Source organism: Oceanithermus profundus DSM 14977, assembly GCF_000183745.1.
Lineage (GTDB): Bacteria > Deinococcota > Deinococci > Deinococcales > Marinithermaceae > Oceanithermus > Oceanithermus profundus.
The window spans coordinates 74,675-91,644 of record NC_014761.1; the positions used below are offsets into that span (position 1 = coordinate 74,675).

The window sequence follows — 16,970 nt, forward strand, 5'->3', positions numbered from 1 at the left end:
GCCCGAACCTGCGGCCGAGATGACGATGGAGCAAGCGCTCCAGGAGGCCGAGAGCCGGCTGGGCGCCAAGGTGCGCCGCGGCCAGGTGCTGACGGGCCGCGTCGTCTTCGTGGGCAGCGAAGGGGTGGCGGTCGACGTAGGCGCAAAGGTCGAAGGCATCATCCCGTTCAACCAGCTGACCGAAGAACCCCTCTCCGAGGAAGAGCTCAAGAAGATGCTCAAGCCCGGGGACGAGGTCGAGGTCTACGTGGTGCGCGTCGACCTTCCCAATAACGTCATCATCCTCTCCAAGAAGCGCGCCGAGGCCGACAAGGCCTGGCGCAAGATCGTGGAGCTGGCCGAGAAGGGCGAACCCGTCGAGGTGACCGTGCGCGAGAAGGTGCGCGGCGGCCTGGTGGCCTACCTGGAGGGCGTGCGCGCCTTCATTCCCGCGTCGCAGGTCGACATCAAGCGGGTGGCCGAGCTCGACGAGTTCGTGGGGCAGACGATCCCCGTCAAGATCACCGAGATCAACCGCAAGAAGGGCCGGGTCATCCTCTCGCGACGGGTGCTGCTCGAGGAGGACCAGAAGAAGAAGCGCGCCGAGGTGCTGGAAGGCCTCGAGCCCGGCGCCGAGGTGGAGGGGAAGGTCGTCGAGGTGACCGACTTCGGCGCCTTCGTCAACCTGGGCGCGATCGACGGCCTGATCCACCGCAGCGAGCTCTCCTGGGGCCGTTTCGAGCACCCCCGCGAGGTCGTCAAGGTGGGCGACGAGGTCAAGGCCAAGGTGCTCTCGGTCGACAAGGAGCGCGAGCGCGTCAACCTGAGCATCAAGGCGCTCACCCCCGACCCCTGGCAGACCGCCGCCGAGAAGTACGAGGTGGGCCAGCGCATCAAGGGCAAGGTCGTGGGCCTCACCCCCTTCGGGGCCTTCGTCGAGATCGAGCCGGGGCTCGAGGGCCTGATCCACATCACCGAGATGAGCTGGACCAAGCGGCCGCGCCACCCCTCCGAGGTCCTCAAGGAGGGCGAGGAGGTCGAGGCCGTGGTGCTGCGCATCGACCCCGAGCAGCGCCGCCTCAGCCTGGGCCTGCGCCAGACCCTGCCCGACCCCTGGAAGGAGCTGCCCGAGAAGTACCCCCCGGGCACCGTGGTCAAGGGCAAGATCACCGGCGTGACCGACTTCGGCGTCTTCGTCGAGATCGAGGACGGCATCGAGGGCCTGGTCCACATCTCCGAGCTCGACTACGAGCACATCGACAACCCCGCCGAGAAGTTCAAGAAGGGCGAGGAGCTGGAGGTGGTCGTCCTCAACATCGACGCCACCGACCAGCGCGTCTCGCTCTCGCGCAAGCGCCTGCTGCCGCCCCCGGTGCCCACCGAAGACGAGGAGCAGGAGAAGAAGCGCCGTCCCCGCCAGAAGAAGGCCAAGGGCGGGCCCAAGCGCGGCGGTCCCCGCGGTCCGCGCCGCGAGCGCGAGCTGCCCGGCATCGCCACCGCGCAGGGGGCCGACCTGGGCTCCTTCGTCGGCGGCGAGAGCAACACCAGCGTCAAGCTGGGCGACCTCTACGGCGACCTCCTCGCCGACCTGGGCCTCGAGGAGGAAGCGCCGGCGGAGCCGGCGGGCGAGAGCGAAGGCTGAGCCCCTCCCGAACCCGAGCCCCCGCCGCGCGCGGGGGCTTTTCTTCGTTCTATCCTGAAGCTGGAGCCATGGGCGAGGTGCGCACGCTGCCCGAGCTGCAGGGGCGGACCCGGGTCTTCGAGGACCGGGCGGACGCCGGGCGGGTGCTGGCGCGCTGGCTCGAGCCCGAGTGGAAGGGCGCCGAGCGCGGGATCGTGCTGGCCGTGCCCGCCGGGGGCGTGCCCGTGGGGCTCGAGCTGGCCCGCGGCCTGGAGCTCCCCCTGGACCTGATCTTCGTGCGCAAGCTGCACTTCCCCGACAACCCCGAGGCCGGCTTCGGCGCGGTGGGCGAGGGCGGCGCGCTGCTCGTGGACCCCGAGGCGGCCCGGTTCCTGGGCGAGGACGTCGTGCGGGCCGTGGTGCTCCGGGAGCGGCGGGCCCTGGCCGAGCGCGTCCGCCGGCTGCGGGGCGACCGGCCGCCGCCGCGGCTCGCCGGACGCCCGGTCCTGCTCACCGACGACGGCCTCGCCTCGGGCGCGTCGATGCTCGTGGCCGTGCGCGAGGCGCGCGCCCGCGGGGCGGAGCGGGTGGAGGTGGCCGTCCCCACGGCCTCCGGGGAGGCGGCCCGGCGCGTGGCCGCGGAGGCCGACCGGGTCTGGGTCGCCAACCTGCGCTCCGGGCCGCCCTTCGCCGTCGCCGACGCCTACCGGAACTGGCGCGACCTGAGCACCGAAGAGGTAGCGGCCCTGCTGCGTTCCTAGAACGTTCACCGGGCCTTCCCCGTTCGTTCACAGCCGCCGGCCTAGCCTGCGGGCGAAGGAGGCGACCCATGCAAACGGCAGCGAGGCGGGGACCGGCGGCGCGCAGGCGGGCGTTTCAGTGGCGGGCCTGGGTCACCCTGGTGCTCCTGGGCGCGGCCACTTGGCTGGCGGTCTCGGGGGTGGTGCTCTACCTGGCCCCCTCGGGGCGGGTGGCCAAGACCGTGGACTGGCGGCTCCTGTGGCTGGCGAAGGAGCAGTGGGAGGCGCTGCACACCGTCTTCGGCTTCGTCTTCCTGGCGCTCGTGGGGCTGCACCTGAAGTACAACCTTCGCTCGATCCTCGCCTACCTGCGGCGCCGGGCGGCCGCGGCCGCCCGGGTGCGCCGCGAGGCCGCCGGGGCGACCCTGGTCCTGCTGCTCGTCACCCTGGCCGCGGTCTACGGGTGGACGCCGGTGCGCCAGGTGATGGCCTGGAGCGAGGGGATGAACGCGGTCTGGGAGCGTTGGGGCGCCGAGCGGGGCTTCACCGTGGTGAGCGCGGAGGAGGCCCACGCCGAAGCCGAAGGCGCCGGGTCGGGCGGTTACGGCCGGCTGAGCGTGGCCGACCTGGCGGCGCAGGAGGGGGTGCCCCTGGAGGCGGCGCTGCGGCGTCTGGCGCAGGCGGGGGTGGGCGCGCAGCCCGCGGACAACCTGCTCGCCCTGAGCGGCCGCACGGGCGTCGCCCCCGGCGACCTGGCGGCGATCGTGCGCGGCGAGCCCGTCGGCGAGGGCGACTGACGTCCCGCTGGGCAAGGCGGCCGCGATCTGTTAAGATGCGTTGTTTTATGGAACTCCGCAACCTTGCCATCATTGCCCACGTCGACCACGGGAAGACCACCCTGGTCGACGCGATGCTGAAACAGGCCCACGCGCTGGAGCGGGGCCACGAAGACGACGAGCTGATCATGGACACCGGCGAGCTCGAGCGCGAGCGCGGGATCACCATCCTGGCCAAGAACACCGCCGTGGTCTGGAACGGCGTCAAGATCAACATCGTCGACACCCCCGGCCACGCCGACTTCGGCGGCGAGGTCGAGCGGGCCCTCTCGATGGTCGACGGCGTGCTGCTTCTGGTCGACGCCGCCGAGGGGCCCATGCCGCAGACGCGGTTCGTGCTGCAGAAGGCGCTCGAGGCCGGCCTTTTGCCCATCGTGGTGCTCAACAAGGTCGACAAGCCCGAGGCCCGGCCCGAAGAGGTGTTGAACGAGACCTTCGACCTGATGGTCGAGCTGGGGGCGAGCGACGAGCAGGCCAATTTTCCCTACCTCTACGCCATCGGCCGCGAGGGCCAGGCCTGGCGCGAGGGCGAAAAGCCCGAAGACCTCACCCCGCTTTTCGAGACCATCCTGGAACACATCCCCGAGCCGCGGGTGGAGGAAGGCCCCTTTCAGCTCAGGGTGGCCAACCTGGACTACTCCAGCTACCTGGGCAAGATCGCCATCGGCAAGGTGCACCGGGGCACGGTCAGCAAGGGCGAGACGGTGGTCATCGTGGGCGCGGCCGGCGAGCCGCGCAAGGTCAAGGTGACCGCCGCCTTCACCCACCAGGGCCTCAGCCGCCTGGAGACGACCGAGGTCCTGACCGGCGACATCGTGGCGCTGGCGGGCATGGAGGGGGTGCAGATCGGCGACACCGTCACCCACAAACTCCACCCCGAGCCGCTGCCGCGGCTGGTCGTCGACGAGCCGACGGTGGCCATCACCCTGACCCCCAACACCTCGCCCTTCGCCGGCCGCGAGGGCAAGTACGTGACCAGCCGCCAGATCGCCGAGCGGCTCTACCGCGAGCTGGAGACCAACGTCGCCCTGCGGCTGGTCGAGCCCCGCCCCGACACCTTCGAGCTGCACGGCCGCGGCGAGATGCACCTGGCGATCCTCTTCGAACAGATGCGGCGCGAGGGCTACGAGTTCACCGTCGGCCAGCCGCAGGTGCTCTTCAAGTACGAGGACGGCCAGAAGCTGGAGCCCTACGAGTACCTGGTCGTCGACGTGCCCGAGGCCAAGTTCGGCGGGGTGATGGAGAACCTGGGCCAGCGCAAGGCCGAGATGCAGCAGATGGAGCCCGCGGGCGGCCGCATCCGCGCCGAGTACGTGGTGCCGGCGCGGGCGCTGTTCGGCTTCCGCAGCCAGCTGCTCAGCCTGACCGGCGGCGAGGGCCTGATGAGCCACACCTTCCACGGCTACGGCCCCTACGCCGGCGAGCTCAAGACCCGCACCACCGGAAGCGCGGTCTCGATGGAGAACGGGGTGGCCTTCGCCTACTCACTGTTCAAGCTGCAAGAGCGGGTGACCTTCTTCATCGAGCCCGGGACCGAGGTCTACGTGGGGATGATCGTGGGCGAGAACGCCCGCGAGGGCGACATGAACGTCAACGTGACCAAGAACAAGAAGCTCACCAACGTCCGCGCCGCCGGCTCCGACGAGAACATCAAGCTGATCCCGCCGCGCAAGATGACGCTGGAGGAGGCGCTCGAGTTCCTGGCCCCCGATGAGCTGCTCGAAGTCACGCCCAAGAGCCTGCGCTTGCGCAAGGCCATTCTCGACCCCGGCCAGCGGAAGCGGGTGGAGCGGGGGAAGGAGCCGCGGTGACCATTTTGCTTTTTCGCACCAAGGCTTAGATACTTCAAAATACATACCCGCTGGCTGTTTGCGGTGCCCGCAGGCTTGGAGCAAGCGCCCTTATGGAGTGCGGCAGTGCAAAGCCCGAATTGCCCGTTTCGTGTGCTTATACTAAAAGAAGGTTTCTGAGGTTATGAGAGTCATTGACCTTTACGCCGGGATGGGTGGAATCTCGTGGGGATTCTCGCAAGAGGGTTTTCATGTTACAGGGCTGGACATCAATCCCCTTTCCCCGGACATCTTTGAGTTAAACGGCATTGGCAAGGTTATCGTCACCGACCTCCGAGATTATCAGATTCAGAACCTAGTCCCCCGGGTACGGGAAGAGCCATTGGTGTTGGTGGGGGGGCCTTCCTGCCGACCGTGGAGTAACGTGAATCGCCGCCGCCACCTTTTTGGGCCGGCACACCCGGATTACGTGTTAATGATTAAATTCCTGAATGCCGTGACGGCCCTCAAGCCAGAAGTGTTCTTGATGGAAAACGTTCTGCCTATAGCCAGCGACCCTGGCTTTCGGAAAAAGATCACCTCTCTGAAGCGGCATTACTGGGTTGAGGAGACCCGGGTCCGGTATTCGGAGTATGGAGCCCCCACCTCGCGGGTACGCTTCTTTGCGGTCGGTTTCCGCCGGGGGAAGCGGGTGAACCACGCCCGGAGCTTTTTAAGGAAACTCGATGAAGAGCGCCGCCGTTCCCGACCAAGAACAGCAGGGGACGTTCTTGCTGATTACGTAAGGCTGGGATATGGGGAGGCGCCTGATCATCACTGGCCTAACTTTAGAACCATCAACCGGTACGAGGACAAGTACCGCTCAAATAGATATGGCTGGTACAGGCTTGATCCCGAAAAACCTGCGCCCTCTTTCGGGAATGTGATGAAAACCTATACCCTCCCCCCCTGGGTCGGGAACGGCCACGGGGTCCCCCTGCGCGTTATTTCTGTCAGGGAGGCCATGGCCCTGATAGGGTTTGACCGCACCTTTAGATTCCCTGAGGGGGCTTCCATGAAAACTCGCTATCAGATGGTTGCGGACGCCGTAAGTCCCGTGTTTTCAAGGATTGCTGCGCGCGCTATACGTGAAATCCTCGAGGAAGAGATGTGAACACTGCCGTTGTGGAAGTTAGAGGTCGCGAGATAACCAACGCACTGCTGCGCTGGGGGGAGAAAAACCTGCGCGATTTTCCATGGCGCGGAACGCGTGACCCTTACCGTATCTTCGTGGCGGAATTCTTGCTTCAGCGTACCCGGGCGGAGCAGGTGGTTCCAGCGTACGAAGAGTTGGTGCGTAAATACCCGGGGTTTGAGGAACTTGCCGGGGCGGACCCGTCCGGGTTGCTGGAAATCATACGCCCCCTAGGTCTGCACCGGAGGGCAAATTTACTGCAAAATGCAGCACGAATAATTAAGGAGCAATTCGGCGGCCTGTTGCCCCCTTCAATGAAAGAGCTAACCTCGATCGAGGGGGTGGGCACCTACACCGCCGCTGCCATTCTTGCGGCACTGTATGACCTTCCTGCACCTGCTGTAGACACAAACACTCTTCGCGTGCTCGGAAGGGTGTTCGGCCTAGAGATTAAGGAGTCATCGCGAAAGAAGCGTGAGTACCGTGATCTGATAGAGTCGTTGGTTCCGAAGGGGCAGGCGCGTCTTTATATATACGCTCTGCTGGATCTGGCGGCGACGGTCTGCACACCCCGGAATCCGGCGTGCGACAGGTGCCCCCTGATCCGTATATGTCATAAGGGAGGCGGAAATGGGCTTTAGAAAAATGCTTGTTGAAGATCTTGTCCGCCAGGTTCTCGGCCCGCTAGACGGTCCGGAGGAGAAGATTGATGCGGAACTTGCGAGTCCGCTGAACCTGTATTTAACGGGGGTGCTGGAGCCTCCGGAATCCTGGGACAGGCAGGGGCCGGCGGATCCGGATTCCGAGGCCGTCAGGCTTGAGGGTGAGCAGGGCACCTCGGAAGAAGACCAAGAAGACGGAGAGGTCGCTCCTCCACCTGTGCCTCTTCCCGCCCTGCACCCGGCAAGCCGCCCTTCCGTTTTTGGTATTGCCTTCGAACTGGAGGTTCCGGATGGAAAGCAACCGGAGATCGAAGTTTTGCTGACCTGGGGGCGTTACCTCCTTCATGAAGGAAGTGGGGCGGGAAAGGTATGGCAGCGATACCCGAACTACCGGCATATCGAGCGTCTCACTCTCGATCAAAATCGCCTCTTCGATGCGGGAGATTTGCAACTTCATGTTCGGGTGAAAAATGCCGGCGGCCGTGTCCGGGCTTTTATTCAGGTCCGGGTGGTGGTAAAGGAGGAGGGCGAAATCGAGGAACGGTGCGTCTTCCAGCCCTCCTTGCGTATTCGCGTTCTCGAAGGTGTATTGATTCCATTAGGAAACGCCAATCAGGCTCCTGTTTCAGAGGACGAGCAGGCCATGCTGGATTTCGGTTACCGCAATCTACCGGTTCTTGCTCGCGGCCTGCTATGTTCGGCAACCTGGAAAGAGGTTGATCCCGAACGGGAAGCGCCGGGTGGCGAGCAATGGATGGCTACTTGGGCCGATGCATATGCCCTGTCCCCGGATTTATTAGAGCGATTCACGGCACCGGACTTACGTACCGAATTCATCCCCATGTACGCGCTGTCTGCCCCGGACTGGACATGGGTAGGCGGTGATCCGGAGCCGGAGTTCGACCCGAAAACCCTTTCATCAAGCGCGGATCCGGACAGGATCGCCCATCACCTGGAGCCGCTAGTGCGCGGGTTCCGGGACTGGATAGAGAAACAGGAATCCGCCGCGAGGAATCTAAAAGGCAACGCCGTTAAGCGTATTATAAAAGAATTACATGACACTTTAAAGCGGATGGAGCGCGGTCTCGAGTTACTGCACGACGAAATGGATGCGCGCATGGCCTTTGCCTTTGCCAACCGTGCGCTCTGGCTACAGGCTCGTTGGGACAGCCGCGAATTCACGTGGAGACCGTTCCAGCTGGCCTTTCTGCTTGCCGCGATAGAATCGGCTGCCCGGCCAGACTCGCCCGATCGCGACGTTTGCGACGTGCTCTGGGTCCCCACAGGCGGGGGGAAAACTGAGGCGTATCTTGCGCTGGTAGCCTTCGTGCTTGCCTACCGCCGGCGGATTCACGGGAGGAATGGAAAGTGCGGTTCTGGCGGGGGGACCGCCGTAATCTCCCGCTACACGCTCAGACTTCTCACGCTCCAGCAGTTTCGCCGGGCACTCAAGGTTATCACCTCCTGCGAGTACCTCAGGGTGCTGCGGGATCCCGGGGCGGGGAAGCCGGGGTGGAGGCCGGAAGGGGCTCCTGACGAAGACTTCCCGTGGGGCACGGAACGGTTCTCCGCCGGTATCTGGGTTGGCGGGGCCATCACACCGAATAAACTTAAGGGAACCTGGAACAACGAGGCACAGCGCAGCATTCCCGGCGCACTGGATGTCCTTGCGGGAAAGGCTAGCGGAGGGGGCGAGCCAGCTCAGGTCACTGGCTGTCCCGCCTGCGGGGCACTCTTGGCTGTGCCATCGGGCGGGTTAGGACCAGGTGAACACTTGCTACACCTCGTAGTACGCCGGGAGAAGGGGACGGAGGATGGTGGCCCCGGAGAGGGTTGGCTGCTGGGGAACCCGGACGGATTCAAAGCGTCGATCCTGGATGTTACACCTCTTCCCTCAGGGTTTGAAATTCTGACGGTGCACATTGAAACGGACCGGGCCCTGACCCGGCAGGACATCGACAGCTGGTGGAAATCGGGGCCAGCTTACGCATATGATCTTGCGCCTTTCGCGGCTTCTCGACCGGGCTATTTTCCCCGTTACCGGCGAGGCAAGGAGGGCCCTCAGCTCGAGGACTTCGAGATCTGGTGCCCCTCCCCTACCTGCCCTCTGGGCGAAATCGGGGAGGGGGGGATCTGGTGGGAAACGGCCCCTCGGGATGACCTCGATTTCCACGTAAACGGGACAACAGGCTCTGGCGGTAACCCAAGGCTGAATGGGGTTGGAAACGTTCATCCAGAAACGGGGACTCCTTTGCGCTGTGTGTTCAGGCGTGTCATTGATCCGTGGGTCGCTCCCAACACAAACAGTCTCGGCGCCGTTCGCATTCCCATACCCGCCCTAACCGTTGACGATCAAGTCTATGCGCACCCCCCTTCACTTTTGGTGGGCACGGTAGACAAGTTTGCCCGGATGGCATACGAGCCCAAAACCTCCCATTTGTTTGGAAAAGTCAATTTTTATCACCCGTGGTCCGGCTACCAGGGCCCGGCAACGCGTCAAGATAACATATATAAGCTTGGGGATGCCTGCGAACCGCTACCCCCACCTGAACTTATCCTCCAAGACGAGCTGCATCTGGTGGAGGGGCCCCTTGGAAGCCTTGTGGGCCTGTACGAAACCGCTGTCGAAAACCTCATCGCTGAGGACTTTGAAGGTTTCCAACCAAAGTATGTCGCGTCCTCGGCCACCATCCGGGAAGCGGGCAGTCAGGTAAAGGCCGTTTTCGACCGCCGTATCGCGCTCTTTCCCCCTCCCGGGTTTGACGCGAACGATCGATTCTTCGTTCGTGGGGGTGAGGCGCACCCGCTCTATGAGTCCCGTCCAGGACAGCTTTACGTGGGTATTGCAGCACCCGGCGCGGGGACGCTCAAGCCAATTTATCGGGTATGGGCCGTGCTTTTGCAGGCTGTTTGGAACGGCAGGGAGGACGGCGATTACAAGTATTTTCATACTCTTGTCGGCTACTTTAACGCGATTCGCGAGCTTGCCGGCGGAAGGGCCCTCACGCGCCAGGACATTCCGGAGCATCTGCAGTTTCTGGAACAACTTACCAGCACAAAAGCTAGACCGTTTTATTCCGAGTCAATTGAAGAGCTTTCCGGGCGGATCGATTCAACGGACCTTCCCGACATTCTCGACCGTCTCGCGGGAGAATCCGAGCGGCCGGACGCATTGCTTACAACCTCCATGTTCGGAACGGGTATTGACCTGCCCCAGCTTTCGCTCATGGTCATTCACGGACAGCCCAAAACCACTGCTTCCTACATTCAGGCGGCAGGCCGCGTAGGAAGAAATCGAGCAGGCCTGGTGGTGTCTCTTCTCCGCCCGAGCCGTCCCCGGGACCTCAGCCATTACGAGTTCTTCGTGGGTTACCACAGGCAGGTCTACCGCCACGTGGAGCCCATCACGGTAATGCCCTTTGCGCCCGCGGCGCTGCATCGGGCAGCCGGGCCCGTGATGGTGGCCATGCTCAGGAACGGCTCCAACACGGCAGCGGACTGGGGGCCTGATTCCGGGGCCACGGCCATTGCTGCTAGCAGGAGTTCCGCCTATTTAACCGCAATCGTTGAAGCCCTGCGAGGTCGCGGCCGGCGCCAACCGACAGCGCGCCGCCCGGACTCAGAGAGGGTGGAGGAATTGCTAAATTCCGGACTGGATCGCTGGCAGCAAATCGCGAAGCGCCGTCAAGATCTCGTTTATGTTGAATACGGAAAGGCGGAAAAACCAGTCGTCCTCGGTGACCCCCTGCACAGGCGGGAGGGGCTGCCAGTTGTTTTCGAAAATGCGCCCCAGTCGCTCAGGGATATAGAGGAAACTATCGGGATCGAGTATTGAGGGGTTTCATGCTATGAGCAGAAAGAAGCAGAACGTTCGCCTTTCGAATTTCATTCTACAGCTGGGACCCGGAGCGATTGTCGAGACTCCGGGGGGTCCCCGGATCGTGCTATCGACCGATACCGGCCTGTTCCAGGGGGGGATAAATCCCCATGAGTTAGAGGTTGAGGTTCCTTACGTCGGCACCGGCTCTGATGCGGAAACGCCTGCCGCAGCCTTCCTTCTCCCCCCCGAAGCCGCATGGAAAACGCAATCGTTTCCAGTATGGAAGCTCTGTACCGAACACTGGATCCTTCATGCCCGGGGCTGTCCGGAATGTACACAGGAACAGCGTGCGGGTTCCCGGGAGCAGGCCATCCGCTTTGTCATGGCGTGCCCCGCGGGGCATCTGGATGAAGTTCACTGGTCCCGCCTCGTTCACGGACGCTCCTGGCCCCACGACGAAGTTCAGGAATACTATCGCTGGGAACATCGCGGGTCGCGCCTTGCACAAACCTACGTCGTATGCCCGGTTTGCGGCAAGGAGGCACCGCTCTCCAGGGCCTATTACGGCGAGCACGAATGTACCGGAAGGTTTCCGGAAAATGAGGAACCCGGGGCGGGGGCCGTAAGACCGCGCAACTGCGATCAGAAAATGCGCATGATTCAACGCCAGGCCGTTAACCTTCGCATTCCAGAGGTGCAGACCTTCCTTACAGTCCCCCCTATGGAAGCGGGCGAATACCGGATGCTCCAGCTAGAGAAGGATGAACTCATACACACGCTCAGAGTGGCGGGTTTGCTCAGGGGAGCGCAGGAAAAGCTACAAGTAACCAGGGAAAACGGGCTGCCCGCTCCTGCGCCTGAGGAGGGTGAGAGGCTGCAGGAAGTCTTCGAAATGTTTCTGGAGAGAGCAGAATCTACGCGCCGGGGTTGGGACCTTGAGGACCTGAGGAAGCTGGCTGAAGATCCCGGTGCACTGGCTGGTGCGATTGAGCGCGTTCTAGGCTACCACCGCCCGTCCAGCCCGCAGGATGCCTGGCAGAATGAGTTTCGCAAACTGCTACGTGGTATGGACGAGGGAATTCCACCACTCCAGAGGAAACGTGGAGCCCGCTCCGGGGCCACAACGCTTATCGAGATGGATCCGTCTGGGGTCAGGAGGGAGATTCCAGGTCCGGGCGGGGTCGGGTTTGTCGTTGCCCCCTTGCAACGGCTTCACACGGTAACGGTGCAAATAGGCTACCGCCGGGCCGTAGGGAGCACCGGAGACCCCTCGGGGGTGGTCGGAGAACTGGTGGACATGGGTGCTATGTGGCCGCCCGGCGCGGACGGTGAAAAAAAGTGGTACCCAGCCTATGAAAGTCTTGGGGAGGGCCTGTTCATCACGACGGATAAAGCCTTAATATTTCAAAATCAGCGCTGGGCAAAATGGATGGAGCTTTTCAAAGAAGCGCTGAAACAATCGGGAAACGTTCTGGATCAGGATGTGCACCGCTTTCACCCAGTTTTTGTGTGGTGGCATACTTTTTCACACTTGCTCCTTAGAGTACTCGCCGTTGACTCCGGCTACAGCCTGGCTTCTATAAGCGAGAGGATCTACCTGGATTTTGATGCCTTGAGCGAGAATCCGGAACAGGTTCGTGGCGCCATACTTCTTTACACAACCAGCTCGGGGACGGACGGAACCCTCGGCGGACTCATTGCCCTGGCAGATAAAATTAAAGAACTTATAGAAAAAGCGGTGGCCGGGGCTGAGGTGTGTTCTTCCGACCCATTGTGCTGGGAAAATGAGTTTCACTCCGAGAGCCCGATCGGTGCAGCATGCTACGCTTGTCTTCTTGTTTCCGAAACCAGCTGTCGCCATCGAAACCTTTGGCTGGATAGAAGATTATTGTTAGAAAAATAGAATATGCCTGTTAAGAGTTTGCTTGCCACCGGAGAGGCGCTTGTTGGTAACGGCATGCGGTCCTTTGATTCTTCTATCCGGGAGGTTCTCGGGCTCCCAATTAAGGAAATCCAAATTGTTTCTTACGGATTCGACCGTTCATTTGGTCCGGTTTTAGAAGGCTTACTGTTCAAGAATTACCGGGCAGGCGCCAGAATGACCGTGATTACCCGTCCCCCCCGAGAGCACGAGCCCGGGGTTCGCCAAACGCTCATGGTTTTGGAAGAAGAAGGGGTTCTGGTTCAGGCTCCCTCTGAATGCGGTGGATTGTTGCATATTAAAGCACTCGTGGTCAATCGGGAACATGCCATTCTTGGCTCGGCCAACTTCACATATGGTGGCTTAACAGTCAATCACGAGCTAGGTGTGTGGCTTACGGGAAAAGAGGCATGGGAAATTGGGAAAACAGTTGATAGACTCGAAGGTTATCTTAAAAAATGCCAAAAATAACTACCTATTGTAATTATGATAATTAATAAATTTATGGCCAACCTTTACCAACATGGATGTTTTATTTATTCCTCAACCTAAACTGTCAAATCAAAAGTGGAAAATTTGTCAGTGAACGACACTAGCACAAGGCCCTTTGCCTATCAACCTTTGCCAACTGGGGTAGAGATTGCATATTTTGCCCTTCCAGCCAAGAGTGCGGGCACCCTCTAGCCTAAGCCTGCGCAGCGTCCAAAACCCCATGATCCAACTGCCGCAAATATACCCTTAGGTGGGAGTCTGGTGGGGGTTGGTGGAGGTGCAAGGCTTATAATCGACCTTCCCAGCCAGCTTTTCGTGCCCCTACCCGGCCAAATATTTCCCTTGTTTAGCGGTCGTGCCGCGCCTCCCCACAACTTCTCGCCCAACATCTAAGTCAAGGCTCGGCAGTTATTTGTAGACAAGGACGAAACACTAGTCAACTACGTAGTCGCAACTTCTTCCCCATCCTCCGGCACGGCGAAGCGTCCGGGGCAGGCGGCGGCGGTCTGGGCGTCGTCCATCAGGATGAGCTCCCGCCCCTCGCCCCAAACGGCGCCGCCGGAATGGGTGACGACCACGTCGGGCGCGAGCGGGGCCGCGGCCGCCGCGAGCTCGGGGTACCAGACGGTGTCGCCGGCCAAATATATGCTCGGCTCGCCCGGCGCGCGCAGGAGGTAGCCCGCAACCGGTCCCATGTCGGCCAGCACCTCCGGGCTCGAGCCGTGCCGGGCGGGCAGCCGGATCGCTTCCAGCCCCTGCCAACTCGCGGAGTCTTCGAGCGCCAGAACGCCCTCGAAGCCCCACGCCCTCAGCCGCGGCGCGTCCTCCGGCTGGGCCAGAACGGGCAGCTCGCGCGGCAGCAGCTCGCGCGCGGTCCTGTCGAAGTGATCGCCGTGCAGGTGCGAAACAATCACCCCCTCCACCCCGGCCAGCACCTCTTCGGGGGGCAGCGGCAGGTCGGCCAGCGGGTTGGTGGCGACGCCGGCGTACGAGGGCAGGCTGCCCGCGAGCCCCAGCATGGGGTCGTAGAGCAGGGTCTTTCCGGCGAGCGTGAGGCGCAGGGTGGCGTTGCGGATCAGCTGGAGCTGCATGCTCCAGTCTAGCCCGGCCACAGGGGCCCACACACAAACCGGGCCGGCGTGGTCGTTCGGGCAGGCGAGCGCTTCGCCAGCGGCGGGGCCGGGGCAAAGAGAAAGCCTGGCGGACGAACGCCCTTGGCGCCCGCTACGCTTCGGTTCGCGCTGCGCGCCCCTAGCCCCGCATCGAGAGCAGGTACCCCGTGAAGTAGGGCACCAGCCAGATCGTCCAGACGAGGACGCTGAAGCGGTGGAAGCGGTGCTTGGCTTCCTCGTCGCCGCGGGCCAGCACCCAGCTGGCCCAGAGCGCGTGCACGAACATGAGCGCGAGCGCGGTCAGGCCGGTGACGCCGTGCAGGTTCAGCTCGAAGCGCCCGCCCATGATCCGCCGCATCGCTTCGGTGCCGATGCTGTCGCACGCGAACCCCGCCCAGAAGAAGGCCAGGTGGGCCGGGCGCAGCGTCCCCGAGAGGCGCTCCCACCAGACGCCGACCGTGTAGAAGACGAGCGCCAGGTTGATGAAGACCACCGCAAACAGCACGTCCGTGGGCATGAGGCCCTCCTTTGGATCTTGCCTTGCGTTTACGAAAGTATAGCGCAACCCGGTGGTCGCGCGCCGTCCGTGTAGGATGGAACCCAAAAGGAGGAGCGTATGAAACGACTGTGGATCCTGGTATGGACGCTAGCGGGCCTGGCGCTGGCCAGCACCCCCGCCTACCCCGAGAACAGCGCGGGGCTGGGCTACGCCCACCCGGGTGCGGGCGTCTTCACGCTCGGCGTGCAGCTGCCCGCGGCCCCCATGGGCCTCGACACCGGCCTGGACCTGGAGGTGCGCTACCCGAGCCTGGGCGTGAGCGCCACCGGGAAGCTCCTGGTCCTGCCCAGCCTGAGCGTGGGCGGACAGTTCATGGCCGTGGGCGCCTTCGGCGAGCTGCGCTACGCCGATCCGGGCGCCTTCGGGGGCTACCTGGGCGGCGGCTTCAGCTGGGATCTGCCGCCGCTGGGGCCGGTGGAGGGCGCGCTCAGCGGCCGCCTGGGGGTGGGCTACTTCCCTAAGGGCAGCCTGGCCGCTTCGCTGTTCAGCTACGGGCTGGGGCTCAGGCTCTACCACGACCCCGTGGCGCTCGAGCTGGCCACGAACGACCGCGACCTCTTCCGCGCGAGCCTGCTCTTCCTCTGGTAACCCGCCCGGCATGAGGCTGAGGCCCAAACCCGCGTGGCTGGGGCTGGCACCCTCGCTGGTGGTGCTGGTCGTCTTTGGCCTCTACCCCTTCGTCGAGGTGGTGCGCTTTTCCACCTGGGACTGGTCGGGCCTCTCGGCCCCCGAGGCGGTGGGGCTGGCCAACTACCGCGAGCTCCTGGCCGACCCCGCCTTCTGGCACAGCCTGCGGGTCACGCTGGTCTTCGCGCTCGTCACCCTGCCCAGCTTCCTGCTGCTCTCGCTGCTCGTGGCCTTCGCGCTCGAGGGCCAGCCCTACGAGCGTTGGGTGAAGGGGCTCTTGTTCCTCCCGGGCCTGGTCACCCTCTCGGCCGCCGCGGTAAGCTGGTACACGCTGCTTTCGCCCGAGTACGGCGCGCTGCAGACCCTCCTCTACGCCCTGGTGCCCGAGGACAGCCCGCTTGCGGCCTGGCTGGTCGTGCCCGCCTGGGACCGCGAGCCCTTCTGGGCGCTCTTGCTGGTGGTGGCCTTCACCCTCTGGCGTTACCTGGGCTACGGCGTGCTCGTGGTCTCGGCGAGCCTCAAGGGGATCCCCCGTTCGCTGCTGGAGGCCGCCTGGGTGGACGGGGCCACGCCGCGCCAGGCGGTGCGCTACGTGACGCTGCCGCTGTTGCGCCCCGCGGTCACCTTTTTGCTCGTCGTGGGCACGATCCTCACGCTGCAGTCCTACGTGGCCGTCTTCTTGCTCACCCGCGGCGGCCCCTTCGGGGGCACCCGGGTGCTGGGCTACTTCATCTACGAGGTGGGGTTCGAGCAGTACCGCCTCGGCTACGCGGCCGCGGCGACGATCGTGCTGCTCCTGCTCACGCTGGGCTTGGCCTACGCCCAGGCGCGGTTCATGGAGGAACGCTAGTGAAGAACCTCGCGCGCCACCTCTTCGTGGCCCTGCTCGTCTTCGCCGTGGCCCTGCCCTTCCTCTGGATGGCCTACGCCGCCTTCTTGCCGCCCGAGCTCGTCTACGCCGGCGAGATCACCCGGCTGGGCTTCAGCCTCGAAAACTTCCGCGCCCTGGCCCCCGAGGGCTTCTGGGGCCGGCTCGTCTACAGCCTGGGGGTGAGCGGGCTGGCCACGCTGCTGGCGCTCGCCACCGGCTTCCCCGCGGCCTACGCGCTGCGCGAGGGGGCGCCGCTGTTGGGCCTCTACCTCTTCCTGCTCGCGGTGCCGGCGGAGATGCTGCTGGTGCCGCTCTACGGCGTGCTCGCCGGCACCCACCTGCTGGGCAGCCCCTGGGCGCTCGTCTGGCCCTTCGCCGCCAGCCCCTTCGTGGTCTTCCTTCTCTACCAGGGCCTCAGGAGCGTGCCCTGGCAGGTGGTGGAGGCGGCGCGAATCGACGGCGCCGGCGAGGGGGTGGTGCTCGTGCGGGTGCTCCTGCCTATGATGGCCGGGCATTTGGTCACCGCCGGGGTGCTTTCGTTCGCGGCCCACTGGAACCTGGTCCTCTACCCGCGGGTGATGACCTCGGAGACCTGGTGGACGTTGCAGGTGTGGATGGCCGACCTGGTGCGCAGGTACCCTTCGGACTGGGGCCTGCTCTCGGCGGCGGCGCTGCTGGGCACGCTGCCGCTCGCGGGGGTGTACCTGCTTTTCGAACGCAAGATCGTGGAGACCTTCGAGGGAAGCTTGAAAGGTTAAGGTGGAGC

General features: G+C 63.7%; 14 protein-coding genes. 12 read left to right on the forward strand and 2 right to left on the reverse strand.

Features of this window, described 5'->3' with window-relative positions; all coding sequences use genetic code 11:
- Nucleotides 1–19: 19 nt before the first annotated feature.
- The 9 genes from OCEPR_RS00395 to OCEPR_RS12470 all read left to right on the forward strand — a co-directional run bounded on the left by OCEPR_RS00395 (nucleotide 20) and on the right by OCEPR_RS12470 (nucleotide 13,014).
- The gene (locus OCEPR_RS00395) at nucleotides 20–1,621 is read left to right on the forward strand and encodes a 30S ribosomal protein S1 (protein ID WP_049773558.1); all 1,602 of its coding nucleotides are present in this window, start codon (nucleotides 20–22) and stop codon (nucleotides 1,619–1,621) included.
- A gap of 68 nt (nucleotides 1,622–1,689) precedes the next feature.
- On the forward strand, nucleotides 1,690–2,361 hold the full coding sequence (locus tag OCEPR_RS00400) for a phosphoribosyltransferase (RefSeq protein ID WP_013456720.1): 672 nt from the start codon (nucleotides 1,690–1,692) through the stop codon (nucleotides 2,359–2,361).
- A 68-nt stretch (nucleotides 2,362–2,429) separates the two neighbouring features.
- Nucleotides 2,430–3,137, forward strand: coding sequence for a DUF4405 domain-containing protein (locus OCEPR_RS12100; RefSeq protein WP_013456721.1), 708 nt, complete (start codon nucleotides 2,430–2,432; stop codon nucleotides 3,135–3,137).
- A 47-nt stretch (nucleotides 3,138–3,184) separates the two neighbouring features.
- Nucleotides 3,185–4,987 carry a translational GTPase TypA gene (gene typA, locus OCEPR_RS00410; RefSeq protein ID WP_013456722.1) on the forward strand — a complete coding sequence of 601 codons (1,803 nt, stop codon included), beginning with the start codon at nucleotides 3,185–3,187 and terminating at the stop codon, nucleotides 4,985–4,987.
- 163 nt (nucleotides 4,988–5,150) lie between these two features.
- Nucleotides 5,151–6,119, forward strand: coding sequence for a DNA cytosine methyltransferase (locus OCEPR_RS12450; RefSeq protein ID WP_013456723.1), 969 nt, complete (start codon nucleotides 5,151–5,153; stop codon nucleotides 6,117–6,119).
- Nucleotides 6,116–6,781: an HhH-GPD family protein gene (locus OCEPR_RS12455; protein WP_083804192.1), complete on the forward strand. Its 666-nt coding sequence runs from the start codon at nucleotides 6,116–6,118 to the stop codon at nucleotides 6,779–6,781. The genes OCEPR_RS12450 and OCEPR_RS12455 overlap by 4 nt, the downstream gene beginning before the upstream one ends.
- Nucleotides 6,771–10,637 (forward strand): DISARM system helicase DrmA, encoded by a 3,867-nt coding sequence (gene drmA, locus OCEPR_RS12460; protein WP_013456725.1) that lies wholly within the window; start codon nucleotides 6,771–6,773, stop codon nucleotides 10,635–10,637. The genes OCEPR_RS12455 and drmA overlap by 11 nt, the downstream gene beginning before the upstream one ends.
- Nucleotides 10,638–10,650: 13 nt before the next feature.
- Nucleotides 10,651–12,525, forward strand: a complete 1,875-nt coding sequence (drmB, locus tag OCEPR_RS13090) for a DUF1998 domain-containing protein (RefSeq protein WP_013456726.1) — start codon at nucleotides 10,651–10,653, stop codon at nucleotides 12,523–12,525.
- A 3-nt stretch (nucleotides 12,526–12,528) separates the two neighbouring features.
- Complete coding sequence (locus OCEPR_RS12470; RefSeq protein ID WP_013456727.1) at nucleotides 12,529–13,014, forward strand: phospholipase D-like domain-containing protein; 486 nt, start codon at nucleotides 12,529–12,531, stop codon at nucleotides 13,012–13,014.
- A gap of 461 nt (nucleotides 13,015–13,475) precedes the next feature.
- On the opposite strand, the gene OCEPR_RS00425 is transcribed toward OCEPR_RS12470, so the two are convergent.
- Nucleotides 13,476–14,126, reverse strand: coding sequence for an MBL fold metallo-hydrolase (locus tag OCEPR_RS00425; RefSeq protein ID WP_013456728.1), 651 nt, complete (start codon nucleotides 14,124–14,126; stop codon nucleotides 13,476–13,478).
- A 160-nt stretch (nucleotides 14,127–14,286) separates the two neighbouring features.
- Entirely contained in the window at nucleotides 14,287–14,664 is a 378-nt protein-coding gene (locus OCEPR_RS00430; protein ID WP_013456729.1) for an HsmA family protein, read from the reverse strand.
- A 99-nt stretch (nucleotides 14,665–14,763) separates the two neighbouring features.
- Between OCEPR_RS00430 and OCEPR_RS00435 the strand changes: the two genes are divergently transcribed.
- The 3 genes from OCEPR_RS00435 to OCEPR_RS00445 are packed head-to-tail and all read left to right on the forward strand — an operon-like array spanning nucleotide 14,764 to nucleotide 16,962.
- On the forward strand, nucleotides 14,764–15,294 hold the full coding sequence (locus tag OCEPR_RS00435; RefSeq protein WP_013456730.1) for a hypothetical protein: 531 nt from the start codon (nucleotides 14,764–14,766) through the stop codon (nucleotides 15,292–15,294).
- Nucleotides 15,295–15,310: 16 nt separating this feature from the next.
- On the forward strand, nucleotides 15,311–16,183 hold the full coding sequence (locus OCEPR_RS00440) for a carbohydrate ABC transporter permease (protein WP_041554303.1): 873 nt from the start codon (nucleotides 15,311–15,313) through the stop codon (nucleotides 16,181–16,183).
- Nucleotides 16,183–16,962 carry a carbohydrate ABC transporter permease gene (locus tag OCEPR_RS00445; protein WP_013456732.1) on the forward strand — a complete coding sequence of 260 codons (780 nt, stop codon included), beginning with the start codon at nucleotides 16,183–16,185 and terminating at the stop codon, nucleotides 16,960–16,962. Before OCEPR_RS00440 ends, OCEPR_RS00445 begins: the two co-directional genes overlap by 1 nt.
- Nucleotides 16,963–16,970 lie beyond the last annotated feature (8 nt).

Bases quoted from the DNA above. Each gene is read 5' to 3' on its own strand.
- OCEPR_RS00395 (WP_049773558.1), top strand. From the start codon at position 20: ATGACGATGGAGCAAGCGCTCCAGGAGGCCGAGAGCCGGCTGGGCGCC.
- OCEPR_RS00400 (WP_013456720.1), top strand. From the start codon at position 1,690: ATGGGCGAGGTGCGCACGCTGCCCGAGCTGCAGGGGCGGACCCGGGTC.
- OCEPR_RS12100 (WP_013456721.1), top strand. From the start codon at position 2,430: ATGCAAACGGCAGCGAGGCGGGGACCGGCGGCGCGCAGGCGGGCGTTT.
- typA (WP_013456722.1), top strand. From the start codon at position 3,185: ATGGAACTCCGCAACCTTGCCATCATTGCCCACGTCGACCACGGGAAG.
- OCEPR_RS12450 (WP_013456723.1), top strand. From the start codon at position 5,151: ATGAGAGTCATTGACCTTTACGCCGGGATGGGTGGAATCTCGTGGGGA.
- drmA (WP_013456725.1), top strand. From the start codon at position 6,771: ATGGGCTTTAGAAAAATGCTTGTTGAAGATCTTGTCCGCCAGGTTCTC.
- drmB (WP_013456726.1), top strand. From the start codon at position 10,651: ATGAGCAGAAAGAAGCAGAACGTTCGCCTTTCGAATTTCATTCTACAG.
- OCEPR_RS12470 (WP_013456727.1), top strand. From the start codon at position 12,529: ATGCCTGTTAAGAGTTTGCTTGCCACCGGAGAGGCGCTTGTTGGTAAC.
- OCEPR_RS00425 (WP_013456728.1), bottom strand. From the start codon at position 14,126: ATGCAGCTCCAGCTGATCCGCAACGCCACCCTGCGCCTCACGCTCGCC.
- OCEPR_RS00430 (WP_013456729.1), bottom strand. From the start codon at position 14,664: ATGCCCACGGACGTGCTGTTTGCGGTGGTCTTCATCAACCTGGCGCTC.
- OCEPR_RS00435 (WP_013456730.1), top strand. From the start codon at position 14,764: ATGAAACGACTGTGGATCCTGGTATGGACGCTAGCGGGCCTGGCGCTG.